The sequence below is a fragment of the Streptomyces polygonati genome, from assembly GCF_042650325.1.
GTDB lineage: Bacteria > Actinomycetota > Actinomycetes > Streptomycetales > Streptomycetaceae > Actinacidiphila > Actinacidiphila polygonati.
In genome coordinates this window covers 154,234-169,845 of the sequence record NZ_JBHSBB010000010.1, presented here as the reverse complement: position 1 = coordinate 169,845, position 15,612 = coordinate 154,234, and the positions used below count along the sequence as shown (strand labels likewise).

Genomic DNA, 15,612 nt, shown 5'->3' with positions numbered 1-15,612 from the left:
CGGCAGCCCCGCGGTGACCTGGGCCGGGCTCCCCGGGCAGCGTACGGGGCGGGGAACCGCCCTGACTATGACGCCTGTGTCGCCTTCACGCCGTGACGGCTACGTGCACCACGTCCGGTACGCCGCGGGCGACCGGGACCTCGATGGTGCGGGCCCGGGAGAAGCCGGCCCCGCGCAGTGCCGCCTCGAACGCGGCCGAGGGCCGGGCCGACCAGACGGCGAGCACTCCACCGGGGTTGAGCCGCTCCCGGCAGGCGGTGAGGCCGCTGGGAGTGTAGAGACTGTCGTTGTTCTCGGTCACTGTCCAGTCCGGCCCGTTGTCGATGTCCAGGCACAGCGCGTCGTACCGCTCCCCGGCCCCGGCCACGTACGCCACCAGGTCGGTCTCCAGCACCCGCACCCGGGGATCGTCCAGGGCGTGCCCGGAATACGGCGCGAGCGGGCCGCCGCGGTGCCACGCCACGACCGCGGTCTCGCGTTCCACCACGTCGATCCGGGCCCACCGGGGCTCGGCCGCGGCCCTCTCCAGCGAGAAGCCGACCCCGAGCCCGCCGATCAGCACGCTCAGCCCGCCGCGCGCCTGGCCGGTACGCCCCTCCTCCAGCGCGTCGAGCGCCGCGTCCACCAGCAGCCGCTCCGACCGCCCGTCGGAGGTGTCCATCAGGAAGCACCCATTGGCGATGATCTCGAACCGCCCCCCGCGCCGCCGCAGCACCACTTCCCCATACGGCCCCTCAGTGCGCTCCAGCACGACGGGGTCGGCGTCGACGTCATACGTACCCGGCATGCCCCCCATTCTGACGGATCGCCCCCGCGCGGCCCGCACAGTTCCCCGCGCCTCTAAAGCCTGGAGTTTCCGTCGCCGGGCGGTGGTCGCTTGCCCAGGGGCGCGGGGAACTGCGCGCTCAGCCCGGCACCGGGCTGAGGCCAGGAGACGACCGCAAGGGGCTCGCCCCATTCGCCCCCCACCGCCGCGTCGCGGCCGATCGCTCAGGGCGAACAGCCACCCGGGAACACCGGCGGAGCCCCCCGCATTGAGTCAGGTGTACTCAACTTGCTTGCAAAGGGAGCGATCATGGCGTTTGAGCCTCGGACCCCCAACCCCCTCACCCTGCCCGTTCTCCCGCTGGACGACGAAGTCGTCCTGCCCGGCATGGTCGTACCCCTCGACCTCACGGACTCCGAGGTCCGTGCCGCCGTAGAGGCCGCGCAGGCGGCACACCGCGGGCCGGGACCGGGGGCGTCAGGGAAGCCCGAGGTGCTGCTGGTGCCGCGGGTGGACGGGAAGTACACCGCGGTCGGCACGCTCGGCACGGTGGAGCAGGTCGGCCGGCTGTCCGACGGCGACCCGGGCGCGGTCATCCGCGGCCGGGCCCGTATCCGGATCGGCGCCGGCACCACCGGCCCCGGCGCGGCCCTGTGGATCGAGGGCACCCTGGTGGAGGAGCCGGCCGTCGGGGAGTCCCCCGGCACCGTCACCGAGCTGATGAAGGAATACAAGGCGCTGGCCACCAGCTGGCTGCGCAAGCGCGGTGCCTGGCAAGTCGTGGACCGCGTCCAGCAGATCGACGACGTGAGCCAGCTCGCCGACAACTCCGGTTACTCCCCGTACCTGACCACCGAGCAGCGCGTCGAGCTGCTGGAGACCACCGACCCGGTGGCCCGGCTGAGGCTGGCCATACAGTGGCTGCGCGACCACCTCGCCGAGCAGGACGTCGCCGAGACCATCCGTAAGGACGTCCAGGAGGGCATGGAGAAGCAGCAGCGCGAGTTCCTGCTCCGCCAGCAGCTGGAGGCCGTCCGCAAGGAGCTCGCCGAGCTCAACGGCGACCCGGAGAACGAGAGCGACGACTACCGCGTCCGCGTCGAGGCCGCCGACCTGCCCGAGAAGGTCCGCGAGGCCGCCCTGAAGGAGGTCGAGAAGCTGGAACGCTCCTCCGACGCCTCCCCCGAGGGCAGCTGGATCCGTACGTGGCTGGACACCGTCCTCGAACTGCCGTGGAACACCACCACCGAGGACACCTACGACGTGGCGGGCGCCCGCGCCGTGCTGGACGCCGACCACGCCGGGCTGGACGACGTGAAGGAGCGCATCACCGAGTACCTGGCCGTCCGCAAGCGCCGGGCCGACCGCGGCCTCGGTGTGGTGGGCGGGCGGCGCGGCGGCGCGGTGCTGGCCCTGGTCGGGCCGCCCGGGGTCGGCAAGACCTCGCTCGGCGAGTCCGTGGCCCGCGCGATGGGCCGCGAGTTCGTCCGGGTGTCGCTCGGCGGCGTCCGCGACGAGGCGGAGATCCGCGGCCACCGCAGGACCTATGTCGGCGCGCTGCCCGGCCGTATCGTACGGGCCATCAAGGAAGCCGGGTCGATGAACCCGGTGGTGCTGCTCGACGAGGTCGACAAGGTGGGCTCCGACTACCGGGGCGACCCGGCCGCCGCCCTGCTGGAGGTCCTCGACCCGGCGCAGAACCACACCTTCCGCGACCACTACCTGGAAGTCGAACTCGACCTGTCCGACGTCGTCTTCCTGGCCACCGCCAACGTGCTGGAAGCCATCCCCGAGCCGCTGCTCGACCGGATGGAGCTGGTGCGGCTGGACGGCTACACCGAGGACGAGAAGGTCGTCATCGCCCGCGACCACCTGCTCCCGCGCCAGCTGGAGCGGGCCGGCCTGGCCGAGGACGAGGTGAGTCTGGCCGAGGACGCGCTGCGCAAGCTCACCGGCGAGTACACCCGCGAGGCGGGGGTGCGGACCCTGGAGCGGACCATCGCCCGGATACTGCGGAAGATCGCGGCGCGGCACGAGCTGGGCGACCAGGAACTGCCGTTCACCGTCGGCGCCGGCGACCTCCGCGCGCTGATCGGCCGGCCGCACCACGTACCGGAGGCGGCCCAGGACCCGGAGGAGCGGCGGACCGCGGTGCCCGGCGTGGCCACCGGTCTGGCGGTCACCGGCGCCGGCGGCGACGTGCTCTACATCGAGGCGTCGCTGGCCGACCCGGAGACCGGCGGCTCGGGACTCCAGCTCACCGGTCAGCTGGGCGACGTGATGAAGGAGTCGGCGCAGATCGCGCTGTCCTTCCTGCGCTCGCACGGCGCGGAGCTGGAACTGCCGGTCGCCGACCTCAAGGACCGCGCCGTCCACCTGCACGTGCCGGCCGGCGCGGTGCCGAAGGACGGCCCGAGCGCGGGTGTGACCATGACGTCCGCGCTGGCGTCGCTGCTGTCCGGGCAGCGGGTGCGCACCGATGTGGCGATGACCGGTGAGGTGTCGCTGACCGGCAGGGTGCTGCCGATCGGCGGGGTCAAGCAGAAGCTGCTGGCCGCGCACCGGGCCGGGATCACCACGGTGATCATCCCGAAGCGCAACGAGGCGGATCTGGACGACGTGCCCGCCGAGGTGCTCGCCGCCCTCGACGTGCACCCGGTCAGTGACGTACGCCAGGTGCTGAAGCTGGCGCTGGAGGCCGCGCAGGCCCCGGCGCAGGAGGTGCCCGTCGCGGCGTGACGCCGCCCGGCTGGAAAGGGGTGCGGGGAATTCTCCCCGCACCCCTTTCGCGTGCGCCGCCCGGGGCATCCCGGACGGTGGCGCAGACCGCTAGCCCGCGGCGTAGGCCTGGACCCGGTCGATCGCGCCGTTGAAGAGGTCCTGGTCACCGGGGAAGACCCCGGAATCGGCGTTCTGCCAGATGGTCTGGTAGCCCCAGCCGGCCGGCAGGGCGCCCACCGTGGTGTTGTAGCGGGCGATCCACAGCGCGTTGGTGGCGGCGAAGGCCGCGCTGTTGCCGGTGCACTGGGTCCACCAGCTGGTGGAGCTGTAGATGGTCGGGTAGCGCCCGGTGCGCGCGTGGTACTCGTTGCTGAACGCGCTGATCCAGCTGACCATGCCGCTCGCGGACAGCCCGTAGCAGGTCGCGCCGTACGGGTTGTACTCGATGTCGAGCGCGCCCGGCAGCGTCCTGCCGTCGGCGGACCAGCCGCCGCCGTGGGCGACGAAGTAGTCGGCCTGGGTCGCGCCGGCCGAGACGTCCGGCAGGGCGAAGTGGTAGGCGCCGCGGATCATGCCGACGTTGTACGAGCCGTTGTACTGCTGGGTGAAGGACGGATTGGTGTAGGAGGTGCCCTCGGTCGCCTTGACGTAGGCGAACTTCGCGCCGTTGGACCAGGCGCCGGCCCAGTCGACGGCGCCCTGGTAGTTGGAGACGTCCATACCGGGCGTCTGGCTGGCCAGCGGGGTGGCCACCGGGTCGCCGCTCAGCCGCCCGGAGCCCTCGTGGGCGCGGATGGTGGAGCCCATCCAGTCGAGGTCGGGGTGGGTCATATGACCGCCGGCGGTCGCCTGGGCGGTCCCCGGGGCGGCCAGGATCAGGGCGAGCAGGGTGGTGAACAGACCGGTCAGCAGAGCGATCCTGGTCCGGGCCGAGCCGGTGCGGTGCACGACGGAGAGATCTCCGTGGGACATGCGTGCCTCCAGATGGCGGGGTGGGGGACGCGGCATGGCTTTGAAAGGGCCATGACAGGTCCGACGGTACGGGTGAGCGCTACGCGCGTGGAAGAGTGCCTGGAACCGCCGATGGTCTACTCCTGCGAAATACTTGGCGTGCTGCGGAAACCACCGTGTGTGAAGAAAAGTTTCAGCTGTTGAAAGCGGGGAGTCTGTGACCGACACGAACGGCGCCGCGCCGGGCGGGCCGCGGGGAGCCGGGCGGGCCCCGGCGCCGACGGTGGAAAACCCGGCTCGCCGGGAGACGCCGGGGACGCCGGGGGGCCCGGCGAACCCGGAAAATCCGGCGGAGCCCGGGAGCCCCGGGAGCCCCGGGAACGGCGCGAGCGCTGAGAGCGCTGAGAACGCCCCGAATCCTGTGAGCCCCGGGAGGGCTGAGAGCGCCCCGAACTCCGGGAGCGCCGGGAGCGCCGGGAGCGCTGAGAGCGCTGAGAGCGCCCCGAATCCTGTGAGCCCCGGAAGCCCCGGGAGCGCCGGGAGCGCCCCGAATCCTGTGAACTCCGAGAGCGCCGACGACACGGTCGTCGTCGGCGCGGGCAGGGACTGGGCCACCGAGGCGCTGGAACGCGAACTGTCCGTGCTCTTCCGCCGGGCCAGGGCGGCCTCCGGGGAACTGGCCCGGGCGGTGCATCCCGAACTGGAACCGGCCGCGTACGGGCTGCTGGTCCGGCTGGCGGAGGCCGAGCCGGAGCGGGCCACCGACCTGGCCGGCTACTTCGGGGTCGGCAAGGCCACGATGAGCCGTCAACTGCGGGCCCTGGAAGAGCTGGGGCTGGTCGCCCGCGAGCCCGACCCCGCCGACGGCCGCGCCTTCCTGATGCGCCTCACCGCCGAGGGCCGCGGCCGCTTCACCGATGTCCGCACTGCCCGCCGGGAGCGCTACCTGCGCCAGTTGGCCGCCTGGGACAACGCCGAGATCGCCGAACTGTCCCGGCTGCTGCACCGGCTGAACGGCCTTCAGTTCGGCGAGAGCGCCCCCACGTAACCCTCCGGCCGGCCCGAGGGGTCAGAACTCCACCAGCACCGCCGTCGCGTCGTCGTACGGCTTCCCGCGCGGTACGGCCGTGCCCGCCGGATCGGCGTCCTCCCGGGCCCGGACCCGGGCGATCAGCGCCTGCGGGCCCGCCTTGCGCAGCAGCGCGAACAGGCCCGGCCAGTCGTCGGTGCCGAAGACCTCCACCCCGCGTGCGGCGCCGTCGGTGACCGCCGCCAGTGACCGCAACGCCGCGGCCGGGGTGCGGCCGGTGACCGCGCGGGCCGCCACCGCCGGGTCCGCCGCCGCGGTGAAGAAGCCGTCCTCCTGATTGCGCAGCGGCGCCACCCGCAGGCCCGCCGCCCGCAACCGCTCGATACGGTCGTCCAGCACCGGCGTCACCGTGCCGTCCGCCGCCTCCAGCAGTAGCGCCGAGTCGGACAGCACCAGGTGCTCGACCTCCGCCCCGCCCCAGCGCACCACGACCGCTGTGGCCTGCGGAGTCAGCGGGTGAGAAAGATCACAGGTGTCGCGATGGGCGTCGGCGGTGCGGGAGATGGCCGCCGACAAGCACTGCCGCAGCGTCAGGTCCGCCCGGGTTACGGTCAGTTCGAGCAGCGCCCCGCCGAGCCGGGCGGTGAACCACGGCACCGAGTGCATACAGCCGCCGTTGTCGGCCGGCGGTGTCACGCCGTCCAGCAGCACCAGCGCGCCGCCCTGCCCGGCGGCGGGCAGCGCCACGGACACGAAATCCTCGTTGGGTACGTCGGGCCTGCCGGCCTCGGTCGCCGTCTCGATCCGCATCCGGCCAGTCTGCCCCACCCGGCGCCGGGATCAGGGAAGCCGGTGCCACGCGGCGGAGCTGCGGAGTTCGTACGGACTTGGTCCGGACCACAAGATCATCGGAGCTGCGGGTGTGCATCCTGCCAAAGCTCGACGCCGGACGCCAGCGGCCCCCGTGCCGGCCGAGGGGGTGCGGGGGATTCGAGGGGGAGGGGTCGCGTGCCCGACTTGTCGGTCAACTCACGTGTGCGATTCACTCGTTCGGGTGTCCGGGGGAGGGACGCCTGGCCCCCCTCCCGGCAGGACTGCAAGGGTCGGAAGGACTGCTGCATATTCCCGGGGGACACTCCGGGCCCGGGCGATACGTGATTGCGAGCACCGACATTGCGTGAAGGACGTCACCCGCGACGCGAGCGGCGGGTCAGGCGGCGCATGCTCGCCGCCCTGCTCGTCAGCGCCGCCGCGCTCCTCGCGGCCGCCACCCCCGGTGTGGCCCTCGCCGTGCACGACCTGTCCACCGCGCAGGACCGGGCGGACGCGGCCCAACGGGCGGCCCGCGCCGTCGTGCTGGCCCGCGACCTCGCCGACGAGCGGGACGACGCGGCGATCCGGGCCGGCGGCGGCCCCGCGGCCAAGGACCGGCTGACCGCCGACCGCTCCCGCGCGGACCGCCAGGCCCAGGACGTACTGGCCGGCGCGCCCGCCGAGGTGCGCGCCGCACTGGCCGGGCTGCCCGCGGTCCGCCGGACCGCCGACACCGCCGCGGACTCCGCCGCCGACACGGCGGCGGACACGGACAGCGGGGCCGGCACGACCGCCGGCGCCGGCAAGGACGGCGCACAGGCCGTCATGGCCGCCTACCAGCCGCTGATCGACGCGCTCGGCCGGCTCTCCGGCCCGGACACCGCGCCGCTCGGCCGGGCGGTGGACGCCGCCGCCCGCCAGCGCGGGCTGCTGGTCGGCGCGCTCGCCGCCGACGGCGGGCAGCAGGGGCCGGTGGCGGCGGCGCAGACCGCCCGCTTCCAGGAGCAGGCCGCGCTCGCCGAGTTCCGGGCCACCGCGCCCGCCGCCCTGCGTGCCCGCTACGACCGGACGGTGATGGGCGCCGACGTCACCGGGGCCGAGCGCGACCTCGCCCAACTCCTGGGCGGGCCGAAACTCACCGCCGCCGACCGCGCCCTGGGCGCCGACGCGACCCAGGAGGCGCTCACCGCCCGGCTCGACCTGATGCGCACCGTGGAGGCCGCCACGGCCGCCGACGAGGCCCAACAGGCCGCCGACCACCGCGACCACGAGGTCACCGTCCTCGAACTGCGCGCCGCGCTGGCCGCGTTGTGCCTGATCCTGCTGGTCGGCGTGCTCGTCAGCCTCTTCCGCGGCCTCACCCGGCCGCTGGCCGCCCTGCACCGCTGGTCCCGTACGGACCCGGAGAGCGGCGAGGGCGCCAAGGTGATCGGCGCCGACGAGTTCGCCGCCGTCGCCCGCCGGGTCAACGCGCTCACCCACGAGGCGCAGGCGCTGCGCTCCCGGGTGCACGAACTCAGCTCCGACCGGGCCTCGTTGTCCCAGGCGCACAACGGGCTGATCGCCGAGCGCGAAGGACTGCTGCGCACCCGGGACGACCTGCTGCGCAGCCGCGAGGAGCTCGGCGGCAGGCTCGCCGAGGCGACCGCGCGCAACGCGGCCCAGATCACCTACGTCAATCTGGGTCTGCGCACCCTCGGCCTGGTGGAGCGCCAACTCACCCTGATCGAGGCGCTGGAGGACCGCGAGCAGGACCCGGAGCGGCTCGACCACCTGTTCAAGCTCGACCATCTCGCCACCCGGATGCGCCGCAACAGCGAGAATCTGCTGGTGCTCAGCGGCACCGAGCACAGCCACGGCGCCACCGCGCGCCCGATCGCGCTGATCGACGTGGCCCGGGCCGCGATCTCCGAGATCGAACGCTATGAGCGGGTCCGGATCCAGACGATGCCCGACGCCCGGGTGGCCGGCCGGGCCGCCGACGACGTCAGCCACCTGATCGCCGAACTCCTCGACAACGCCACCGGGTTCTCCGCGCCGACCTCCCCCGTCCAGCTGTCCGGCTGGCTGCTCGAGAACGGCGAGGTGATGCTCTCGGTCGAGGACTCGGGCATCGGAGTGCCGGACGAGCGGCTGAACGAACTCAACGAACTGCTGGCCGACCCCGACCCGGCGCCTCCCGGGGCCGCGGCCGGCATGGGCCTGTACGTGGTGGCCCGGCTCGCCCACCGGCACGGCCTGCGCGTCCAGTTGCGCCCCCAGTCGGCCGGCGGCACCACGGCCGTCGTTGTCCTGCCGCAGCTGCTGCTGCCCGCGATCGACCCCTACGAGCCGCCGACCACCCCGCTGGAGGCCGCGCTGGCGGGCGCCCACCCGGCCGGTCCCACCGGCCCGACCGGCCCCACCCGCAGGTCGGCCGCCGCCCCGGGCGCCGACCCGGCCGCGCTCCCCGTCCGTACGCCCCTGGCCCAAGCGCCCGCGTCCCCAGCCCTCACGCCGACGGCGCCCGCGACCGCCCCGGTACCCGCCGCCGTCCAGCACGACCGGGCCGCGCCGGAGGCCGGCGCCGGCGCCGAAGGGCTGACCCCCAAGGGGCTGCCGCAGCGGGTGCCGCGCAGCACCGGGCTCGGCGACGTCCTCGTCCACGAGCCGCGCCGACCGCGTGGCGGACCGGTCGACGCCGCCGAACTGCGGCGCAAACTCGGCGGGTTGCAGCGGGGACTGCACGCCGGCCGGCGTGACGCCGAGCACGAGATCACCACCGGCACCGGCCCGATGTCCGCGCGGTCCGGGGTCGCCGCCCAGCCGCCGGACGAGTGGCCCGCCCGGCCCGTGGCCCGGCACGCGGCCCCCCCGCCGCCGGAGCAGCCGGGAACACCGCCGGAGCGGCGGCGCGTGCCGGAGGAGGCGGCCGGACCGCCACCGGCCGGCGGAACTCAGGGGGACGCGGGGGAAGCACACGCAGGCCCAGCAGAAACCGCCGAGGAGGCGACCCGTTGAACGCGGTCCGCACGTACACCAGTGATCTCAGCCACGAAGCGCGCAACATCCAGTGGCTGTTGCAGAACTTCGTGGAGGAAGTGCCCGGCGTCCACTCGGTCGCCGTGGTCTCCTCCGACGGCCTGCTGCTGCTCACCTCGAACACCGAGCCGCCCGCCGCCGGACCGGGAGCCGATCCGGGAGCCGCGCCGACCGTCCCGGGGCAGGGCGGCGCGGCGGCCCGGCCCGGCGCCGACAGCCGGATGGACCTGGCCGCGGTGGTGTCGGGCCTGGCCTCCCTCACCGTGGGCGCTGCCCGGCTGATGGACGGCGGCAGCGTCCGGCAGACCACCGTGGCCATGGCCGACGGCATGCTGTTCGTGACCGCCATCAGCGACGGCTCGCTGCTGGGCGTGCACGCCACCGCCGACGCCGACATCAGTGTGATCGGCTATCACATGGCGCTGTTCGTCGGCCGGGTCGGCCATGTGCTGACCCCCGCACTGCGCACCGAACTGCGCCACGCGATGGAGAGTGCGAGCTGATGACGCCGCTGCCCCATCGCGGAGCCGACCGCCGGACCTCCAGGGTGCGGCCGTACGCTCTGACCGGTGGTCGTACCCAGTTCGGGCACGTGCTGCTCGTGGAGACCTTCGTCGCTACGATCGACGCGGCGGAGGAACAGCCGGCCCTCACGAGGGGAAGCTGGACCGAGCGGGTCATGCCAGAATTCCGAGCGATCGTCGAACTGTGCCGCAGAATGCGGTCGGTGGCCGAGATCTCCGCGCTGCTACGGATGCCGCTGGGCGTCGTCCGGGTCCTGATCAGCGATCTGGCCGACCAGGGAAGAATCCGTGTGTACGGCACCGGGCACGGGCCCGGCAGACCGGACCGCGCACTGCTCGAAAGGGTGCTCAGTGGACTTCGCAGGCTTTGACCAGCAGGAAGGCCTGCAGGACTGGCAGACCGAGCGTGGTCGCGCCCCGGTCTCCACCAAGATCGTCGTGGCCGGCGGCTTCGGCGTGGGCAAGACCACCTTCGTCGGCGCCGTCTCCGAGATCACCCCGCTGACCACCGAGGCGGTGATGACGCAGGCCAGCGAGGCGGTGGACGACCTGGCCGCCACCCCGGACAAGACCACGACCACGGTCGCGATGGACTTCGGCCGGATCACCCTCGACCAGGACCTGGTGCTCTATGTCTTCGGCACCCCGGGGCAGCAGCGGTTCTGGTTCATGTGGGACGACCTGGTGCGCGGCGCGATAGGCGCGGTGGTGCTCGCCGACACCCGCCGGCTCGCGGACTGCTTCCCGGCGCTGGACTACTTCGAGGGCACCGGCCTGCCCTACACCGTCGCGGTCAACCAGTTCGAGGGCACCGCCGCGTACACCTCCGACGACGTGCGCGAGGCGCTGGCCGTTCCGTCCCACATCCCGGTGCTGATGATCGACGCCCGGCAGCGGTACTCGGTGGTGGAGGCGCTGCTGGCGCTGGTCGCCCACGCGCTGAACGAACAGCCCCTGTAGTCACTCCTGTTGCTCCCGATAATCTGCCGTTATCCATCGCGATGGCGATGAACCGCCGTAATCACGACTGCCAGATAGCGAGCCGCTGTGCGCAAGATACTCATCGTCGGAGCCGGTCAGGCCGGGCTCCAACTCGCCCTGGGTCTCCAGTCCCAGGGCTATGACGTCACCGTCATGTCCAACCGCACGGCCGATGAGGTTCGGGGCGGCCGGGTGATGTCCACCCAGTGCATGTTCACCACCGCCCTCCAGCACGAGCGCGACCTGGGCCTGAACTTCTGGGAGGACCAGGCACCCCGCACCGAGGGCCTCGGCGTCTCGGTCTCCGCCCCCGACGCGTCGCGCCCGATCGACTGGGTGGGCCGGCTGAACGGCTACGCGCAGTCCGTCGACCAGCGGGTGAAGATGGCCGGCTGGCTGGAGACCTTCGCCGAACGCGGCGGCAAGGTGGTCGTGCACGGGGTGGCCGTGTCCGACCTGGACTACTTCGCCCGCGCCTACGACCTGGTGCTGGTCGCGGCCGGCAAGGGCGAGCTGGTCTCCATGTTCGCCCGGGACGCCTCCCGTTCGCCCTACGACGCCCCGCAGCGGTCGCTGGCCGTGTCGTATGTGCACGGGCTCGGACCGCGCCCGGAGCACCCGGACTTCCTCGCGGTGCGCTGCAATCTGGTGCCGGGCGTGGGCGAGTTGTTCGTGATGCCGACCCTGACCACCACGGGACCGGCCGACATCCTCTTCTGGGAGGGCATACCCGGCGGTCCCGTCGACGTCTTCCAGGGCATCAGGGACCCCCAGGAGCACCTGCGGGTGACCCTGGAGCTGATGCGGCGCTTCACACCGTGGGAGTACGACCGGGCGCTGAACGTCCAACTGACCGACGCCGGCGGCACGCTGTCCGGGCGCTACGCGCCGACGGTACGCCGGGCGGTCGGCGAACTGCCCTCCGGCGGCCTGGTGCTGGGCGTCGCGGACGTGGTGGTGGCCAACGACCCGATCACCGGCCAGGGTTCCAACAACGCGGCCCGCTGCGCCGCCTCCTACCTCGCCGACATCCTGGCGCACGGCGACCGGCCCTTCGACCGGGCCTGGATGGAAAGCACCTTCGAGCACTACTGGTCGCTGGCCGCTCCGGTCACCAAGTGGACCAACGCGATGCTCGGCCCGCCGCCGGAGCACGTCCTCGGCCTGATCGGCGCGGCCGGCGCGCTCCCGCCGGTGGCCGACCGGATCGCCAACGGCTTCGACGACCCGGCCGACTTCGAGCACTTCTTCTTCGACCCGGGACTGGCCGCCGCCTATCTCGGCGATGTCCAGAAGCAGCTGGCCTAGGGGGACCCCGGGTCCGGAACCCGTGGCGGCGCGGGGGCCGTCGCGGTGATCGGGGGCGGGCGGTCGGCGCTTGCGGGTACGGGCCTCGGACGGTAATGCTCCAGCGGCTGCTCGCGGGGGTCCGGGCGGACCGCGCCGAGGACCGGGTCGGCGGCCAGCGGCGAGACCTGCACGGTGGCGCCGGGGCGTGGCGCCTCGATGACCCGGCCGCCGCCGATGTAGAGGGCCACATGGGTGGCGCCCTGGAAGTAGACCACCAGGTCTCCGGGCCGCAGCGAGGCCATCGGCACCCGGGGCAGCTCGGCCCACTGCTGCTCGCTGGTCCGCGGGATCGCCCGCCCGGCGTGCGCCCAGGCCCGCGAGGTGAGCCCGGAGCAGTCGAAGGAGTCCGGGCCGGCGGCGCCCCAGGCATAGGGCTTGCCGAGCTGCGCGAAGGCGTAGCCGAGGGCCCGCTCGCCGGCGGCGGAGGGGGCGCGGGTCGCGGGGGCGTCGCCGAGGGGCTTGGCGTCCATGAAGTCCCGCTGCGCCTGGTCGGAGCCCTGCTGCTCCAGCGCCTGGAGCTGGTCGATCTGCGCGGGGGTCAGCCCGGCGAGCGTCGCCTCGACCTGCCGCAGCCGCGTCTCGACCTGCTTCTTCCGTACGGCCAGGGTCTGCTGGGCGCGCTGGGCGGCGTCCAGCGCGCGCTGGGCCGCGGTGTTGAGCGCTTCCAGCCGGGCCGCGCGCTCGGACAGCCGGTGGAGTACGTCCCGCTGGTGGCTCGCCGCGCGCCGGGCGATGTGCCGCTGCGTGAAGAAGGCCTGCGGGGAGGGGCCGGTGAGCAGGGACATCAAGGGCGACACCCCGCCGGTCCGGTACATCTCGCGGGCGATCGTGCCCAGCTCGTCCCTGGCCTCGGCGACCGCCACCCGCTGGTCGGCGAGCCGCCGGTCCGCGGCGTCGGCCGCCGCCCGCTGCCGGGCGGCGCTCTGCCCGGCCCGGTCGTACGCCTCGGTGGCGGTCTCCGTCCGGCGGTAGGACGACTGGAGTTGGGCGAGGAGGCCGGCGATCGGGACGGCGGGTGCCGGCCGCTGGTCGGCGGGCCGCGCGGTGGCCGGTCCGGCGGCGGGCAGCGCGAGTGCCGCGGTCGCGAGCAGCGCGCCGCACGCCAGCGCCGGACGGTGCCGGCGTCCGCTCCATCGGGCCACTGACATCCCCTCACTCCGGGTCGACGAGCCGGTAACACGATTGCCGTCGGCATCATGTCACGATTTGTCATATATTCGACCGAAGCGAGCCGCGATGTCGCGCCGCCCGTCGTCACCCACGAGAGGCGGGCCAGCAGGCAGGCCGGCGGGCAGGACGGACGGGACAGGCGTACGGCCCGGCCACCGCCCTCGGAGACCGGACCGTACGCGTTTCGGGGGAGGGTCGGCTCAGCTGCCGAAGTAGCCGTCGAAGTTGTGCTCAAACTCCCAGTTGCTGTACTTGTCCCAGTTCACCGACCACGTCATCAGACCGCGCAGCGCCGGCCAGGTGCCGTGGGTGGCGTAACCGCCGCAGTTGGTCTTCTTGGTCAGGCAGTCCAGCGCCTGGTCCACCGCGGCCGGGGCGATGTAGCCGTTGCCCGCGTTGACCGAGGCCGGCAGGCCGATGCCCACCTGGGAGGGGGCCAGCGCCGGGAACATGTTGGCGGTGTTGCCCGCCACCGGGAAGCCGGTCAGCAGCATGTCCGTCATCGCGATGTTGAAGTCCGCGCCGCCCATGGTGTGGTACTGGTTGTCCAGGCCCATGATCGGCCCGGAGTTGTAGTCCTGGACGTGCAGCAGCGTCAGATCGTTGCGCAGCGCGTAGATCACCGGCAGATAGGCGCCGCAGCGCGGGTCCTGGCCGCCGAACGGGCCGGAGCCGTAGAACTGGTAGCCCATCTGTACGAAGAAGGTCTCCGGCGCCATCGTGAGCACGAAGCCGCTGCCGTAGCGGGCCTTGAGGGTCTTCAGCGCGGAGATCAGGTTGACCACCACCGGGGTGGTCGGGTTCTTGAAGTCGGTGTCACCGGTGTTCAGCGACAGCGAGTGGCCCTCGAAGTCGATGTCGATGCCGTTCAGGCCCCACTTGTCCACGATGGCGCCCACCGAGGAGACGAAGGCGTCGCGGGCGGCGGTCGTGGTGAGCTGGACCTCGCCGTTGGCGCCGCCGATGGACAGCAGCACCTTCTTGCCCTGCGCCTGCTTGGCCTGGATCGCGGCCTTGAAGTCGGCGTCGGACTCGACCGACGGGCACTCGCTCACCGAGCAGCGGTTGAAGTGGATGCTGCCGGAGGTGGGGGAGTCGGTCTCACCGAAGGCCAGGTCGATGACGTCCCAGCTGGCGGGGACATCGGCCAGTTTCAGATAGCCCGACCCGTTGGCGAAGGTCTCGTGCAGATAGCCGACCAGCGCGTGGGTGGGCAGTCCGCCGGAGGGCGGCGGCGAGGTCGGGGGCGGGCTGGTGGGCGGGGTCGTCGGCGGCGTGGTGGGGGGCGTCGTCGGCGGGGTGGTGGGCGGTGTGGTCGGGGGCGTGGTGGTGCCGCTGCCCGGGCCCTGGAGCGAGAGGTCGTCGGCGTAGTACGCGGCCTGGCCGTACCAGCCGTGCACATAGACCGCCGCGCTGGTCTGGCTCGCGGTGGTGGTGAAGGAGACGCTCAACTGGCCGTAGCCGGTGCCCGTGCCGGGGGTCCAGGTGCTGGTGCCGCCGTCCACTCCGATGTAGACGTAGGCGCCCTTGACCTGGGCGGTCAGCGTGTAGGTGGTGCTGGGGGCCACGGTGACGGTCTGCTTGCACTGGCCGGTGGCGCTCGCCGTGGGCGTGGCCTTCAGGGCCCAGCTGCCGCTGTGCGCCTGGCCGGTGACGGCCGAGCTGCCCGCGTCGCAGGTCCAGCCGGAGAGGTTGCCGGTCTCGAAGCCGCCGTTGGTCAGGAACTCGCCCGCGCTGGCCGAGGGCGCCAGCGCGACCAGGCCGCCGACCGCCACGGCCCCGGCGAGGGCGGCGGTCGCGGCGATGAACGATCTCTTGCGCGGCGCGGATCTGGGGCGCGCGGCGCGCGGTGCGGAGGTGAGCATGGGGGATGCTCCTTCTGTCCGGAGGGCGCGTGTCTCCGCGCAGCAAACAGGTCCAGACCAATCGTGTCAATGGTCCGGACCAATTCCGGCAGTCGCTTCCCGGCCTTTTCGGCCGCGCCTCACGCGCCCTTGGACCAGGGCCACCTGAGCCGGTCGGGCCGTTCGCCGCCCGGGCCGTAGACGAAGACCCAGCGGGTGCGGCGGGCCTCCCGCGGGCCGGGGCTCGGCTCGCGGTGATAGACGTACTCCCGCTTCGGTCCCCCTTCCGGATCGGGCACCGGCACGGTGTAGACCCGCGGCGGCTGCCCGGTCATCCCCACCAGTACGTCCAGCACCCGCCCGTCCAGCGGTCCGCCGACAAACTCGGTCTTCTCGTGTCTCACCGGCCCAGAATGACACGGCCGCCCGCGCCGGCGCCGG

The 15,612-nt window shown here is 73.2% G+C and carries 13 protein-coding genes; 7 read left to right on the top strand and 6 right to left on the bottom strand.

The features are described 5' to 3' along the window. Positions 1-85 precede the first annotated feature (85 nt). On the bottom strand, positions 86-787 hold the full coding sequence (locus ACFO3J_RS13415; protein ID WP_386429472.1) for a spermidine synthase: 702 nt from the start codon (positions 785-787) through the stop codon (positions 86-88). A gap of 288 nt (positions 788-1,075) precedes the next feature. Between ACFO3J_RS13415 and lon the strand changes: the two genes are divergently transcribed. Then, on the top strand, positions 1,076-3,505 hold the full coding sequence (gene lon, locus ACFO3J_RS13410; protein WP_386429470.1) for an endopeptidase La: 2,430 nt from the start codon (positions 1,076-1,078) through the stop codon (positions 3,503-3,505). 90 nt (positions 3,506-3,595) lie between these two features. On the opposite strand, the gene ACFO3J_RS13405 is transcribed toward lon, so the two are convergent. After that, entirely contained in the window at positions 3,596-4,459 is an 864-nt protein-coding gene (locus tag ACFO3J_RS13405; RefSeq protein WP_386429468.1) for a lysozyme, read from the bottom strand. A 535-nt stretch (positions 4,460-4,994) separates the two neighbouring features. Between ACFO3J_RS13405 and ACFO3J_RS13400 the strand changes: the two genes are divergently transcribed. Beyond that, entirely contained in the window at positions 4,995-5,486 is a 492-nt protein-coding gene (locus ACFO3J_RS13400) for a MarR family winged helix-turn-helix transcriptional regulator (protein ID WP_386429466.1), read from the top strand. A 21-nt stretch (positions 5,487-5,507) separates the two neighbouring features. Here ACFO3J_RS13400 and ACFO3J_RS13395 read toward each other — a convergent pair whose 3' ends face one another. After that, positions 5,508-6,278, bottom strand: coding sequence for a hypothetical protein (locus ACFO3J_RS13395; RefSeq protein ID WP_386429464.1), 771 nt, complete (start codon positions 6,276-6,278; stop codon positions 5,508-5,510). 411 nt (positions 6,279-6,689) lie between these two features. On the opposite strand from ACFO3J_RS13395, the gene ACFO3J_RS13390 reads away from it, so the two are divergent. From ACFO3J_RS13390 to ACFO3J_RS13370, 5 genes are all read left to right on the top strand, one after another. Further along, entirely contained in the window at positions 6,690-9,281 is a 2,592-nt protein-coding gene (locus ACFO3J_RS13390; protein WP_386429462.1) for a sensor histidine kinase, read from the top strand. Next, positions 9,278-9,805 carry a roadblock/LC7 domain-containing protein gene (locus ACFO3J_RS13385; RefSeq protein WP_386429460.1) on the top strand — a complete coding sequence of 176 codons (528 nt, stop codon included), beginning with the start codon at positions 9,278-9,280 and terminating at the stop codon, positions 9,803-9,805. The genes ACFO3J_RS13390 and ACFO3J_RS13385 overlap by 4 nt, the downstream gene beginning before the upstream one ends. Then, complete coding sequence (locus tag ACFO3J_RS13380) at positions 9,805-10,197, top strand: DUF742 domain-containing protein (protein ID WP_386429458.1); 393 nt, start codon at positions 9,805-9,807, stop codon at positions 10,195-10,197. The genes ACFO3J_RS13385 and ACFO3J_RS13380 overlap by 1 nt, the downstream gene beginning before the upstream one ends. After that, the gene (locus ACFO3J_RS13375; RefSeq protein ID WP_386429456.1) at positions 10,178-10,786 is read left to right on the top strand and encodes a GTP-binding protein; all 609 of its coding nucleotides are present in this window, start codon (positions 10,178-10,180) and stop codon (positions 10,784-10,786) included. The genes ACFO3J_RS13380 and ACFO3J_RS13375 overlap by 20 nt, the downstream gene beginning before the upstream one ends. An 87-nt stretch (positions 10,787-10,873) precedes the next feature. Beyond that, the gene (locus tag ACFO3J_RS13370; RefSeq protein ID WP_386429454.1) at positions 10,874-12,115 is read left to right on the top strand and encodes a styrene monooxygenase/indole monooxygenase family protein; all 1,242 of its coding nucleotides are present in this window, start codon (positions 10,874-10,876) and stop codon (positions 12,113-12,115) included. Here the strand turns inward: ACFO3J_RS13370 and ACFO3J_RS13365 are convergent. From ACFO3J_RS13365 to ACFO3J_RS13355, 3 genes are all read right to left on the bottom strand, one after another. Next, entirely contained in the window at positions 12,112-13,305 is a 1,194-nt protein-coding gene (locus tag ACFO3J_RS13365; protein ID WP_386429452.1) for a C40 family peptidase, read from the bottom strand. The genes ACFO3J_RS13370 and ACFO3J_RS13365 overlap by 4 nt on opposite strands. Before the next feature lie 222 nt (positions 13,306-13,527). Next, a complete protein-coding gene (locus ACFO3J_RS13360) occupies positions 13,528-15,192 on the bottom strand; it encodes a chitinase (protein ID WP_386429450.1) in 1,665 nt (554 codons plus the stop codon). A 119-nt stretch (positions 15,193-15,311) separates the two neighbouring features. Next, a complete protein-coding gene (locus ACFO3J_RS13355) occupies positions 15,312-15,575 on the bottom strand; it encodes a hypothetical protein (RefSeq protein WP_386429448.1) in 264 nt (87 codons plus the stop codon). Positions 15,576-15,612 lie beyond the last annotated feature (37 nt).

What these genes read in the sequence shown, in the direction of transcription:
- ACFO3J_RS13365 (WP_386429452.1), bottom strand. Translation starts at nt 13,305, where the DNA reads ATGTCAGTGGCCCGATGGAGCGGACGCCGGCACCGTCCGGCGCTGGCG.
- ACFO3J_RS13380 (WP_386429458.1), top strand. Translation starts at nt 9,805, where the DNA reads ATGACGCCGCTGCCCCATCGCGGAGCCGACCGCCGGACCTCCAGGGTG.
- ACFO3J_RS13395 (WP_386429464.1), bottom strand. Translation starts at nt 6,278, where the DNA reads ATGCGGATCGAGACGGCGACCGAGGCCGGCAGGCCCGACGTACCCAAC.
- ACFO3J_RS13415 (WP_386429472.1), bottom strand. Translation starts at nt 787, where the DNA reads ATGCCGGGTACGTATGACGTCGACGCCGACCCCGTCGTGCTGGAGCGC.
- lon (WP_386429470.1), top strand. Translation starts at nt 1,076, where the DNA reads ATGGCGTTTGAGCCTCGGACCCCCAACCCCCTCACCCTGCCCGTTCTC.
- ACFO3J_RS13405 (WP_386429468.1), bottom strand. Translation starts at nt 4,459, where the DNA reads ATGTCCCACGGAGATCTCTCCGTCGTGCACCGCACCGGCTCGGCCCGG.
- ACFO3J_RS13390 (WP_386429462.1), top strand. Translation starts at nt 6,690, where the DNA reads ATGCTCGCCGCCCTGCTCGTCAGCGCCGCCGCGCTCCTCGCGGCCGCC.
- ACFO3J_RS13360 (WP_386429450.1), bottom strand. Translation starts at nt 15,192, where the DNA reads ATGCTCACCTCCGCACCGCGCGCCGCGCGCCCCAGATCCGCGCCGCGC.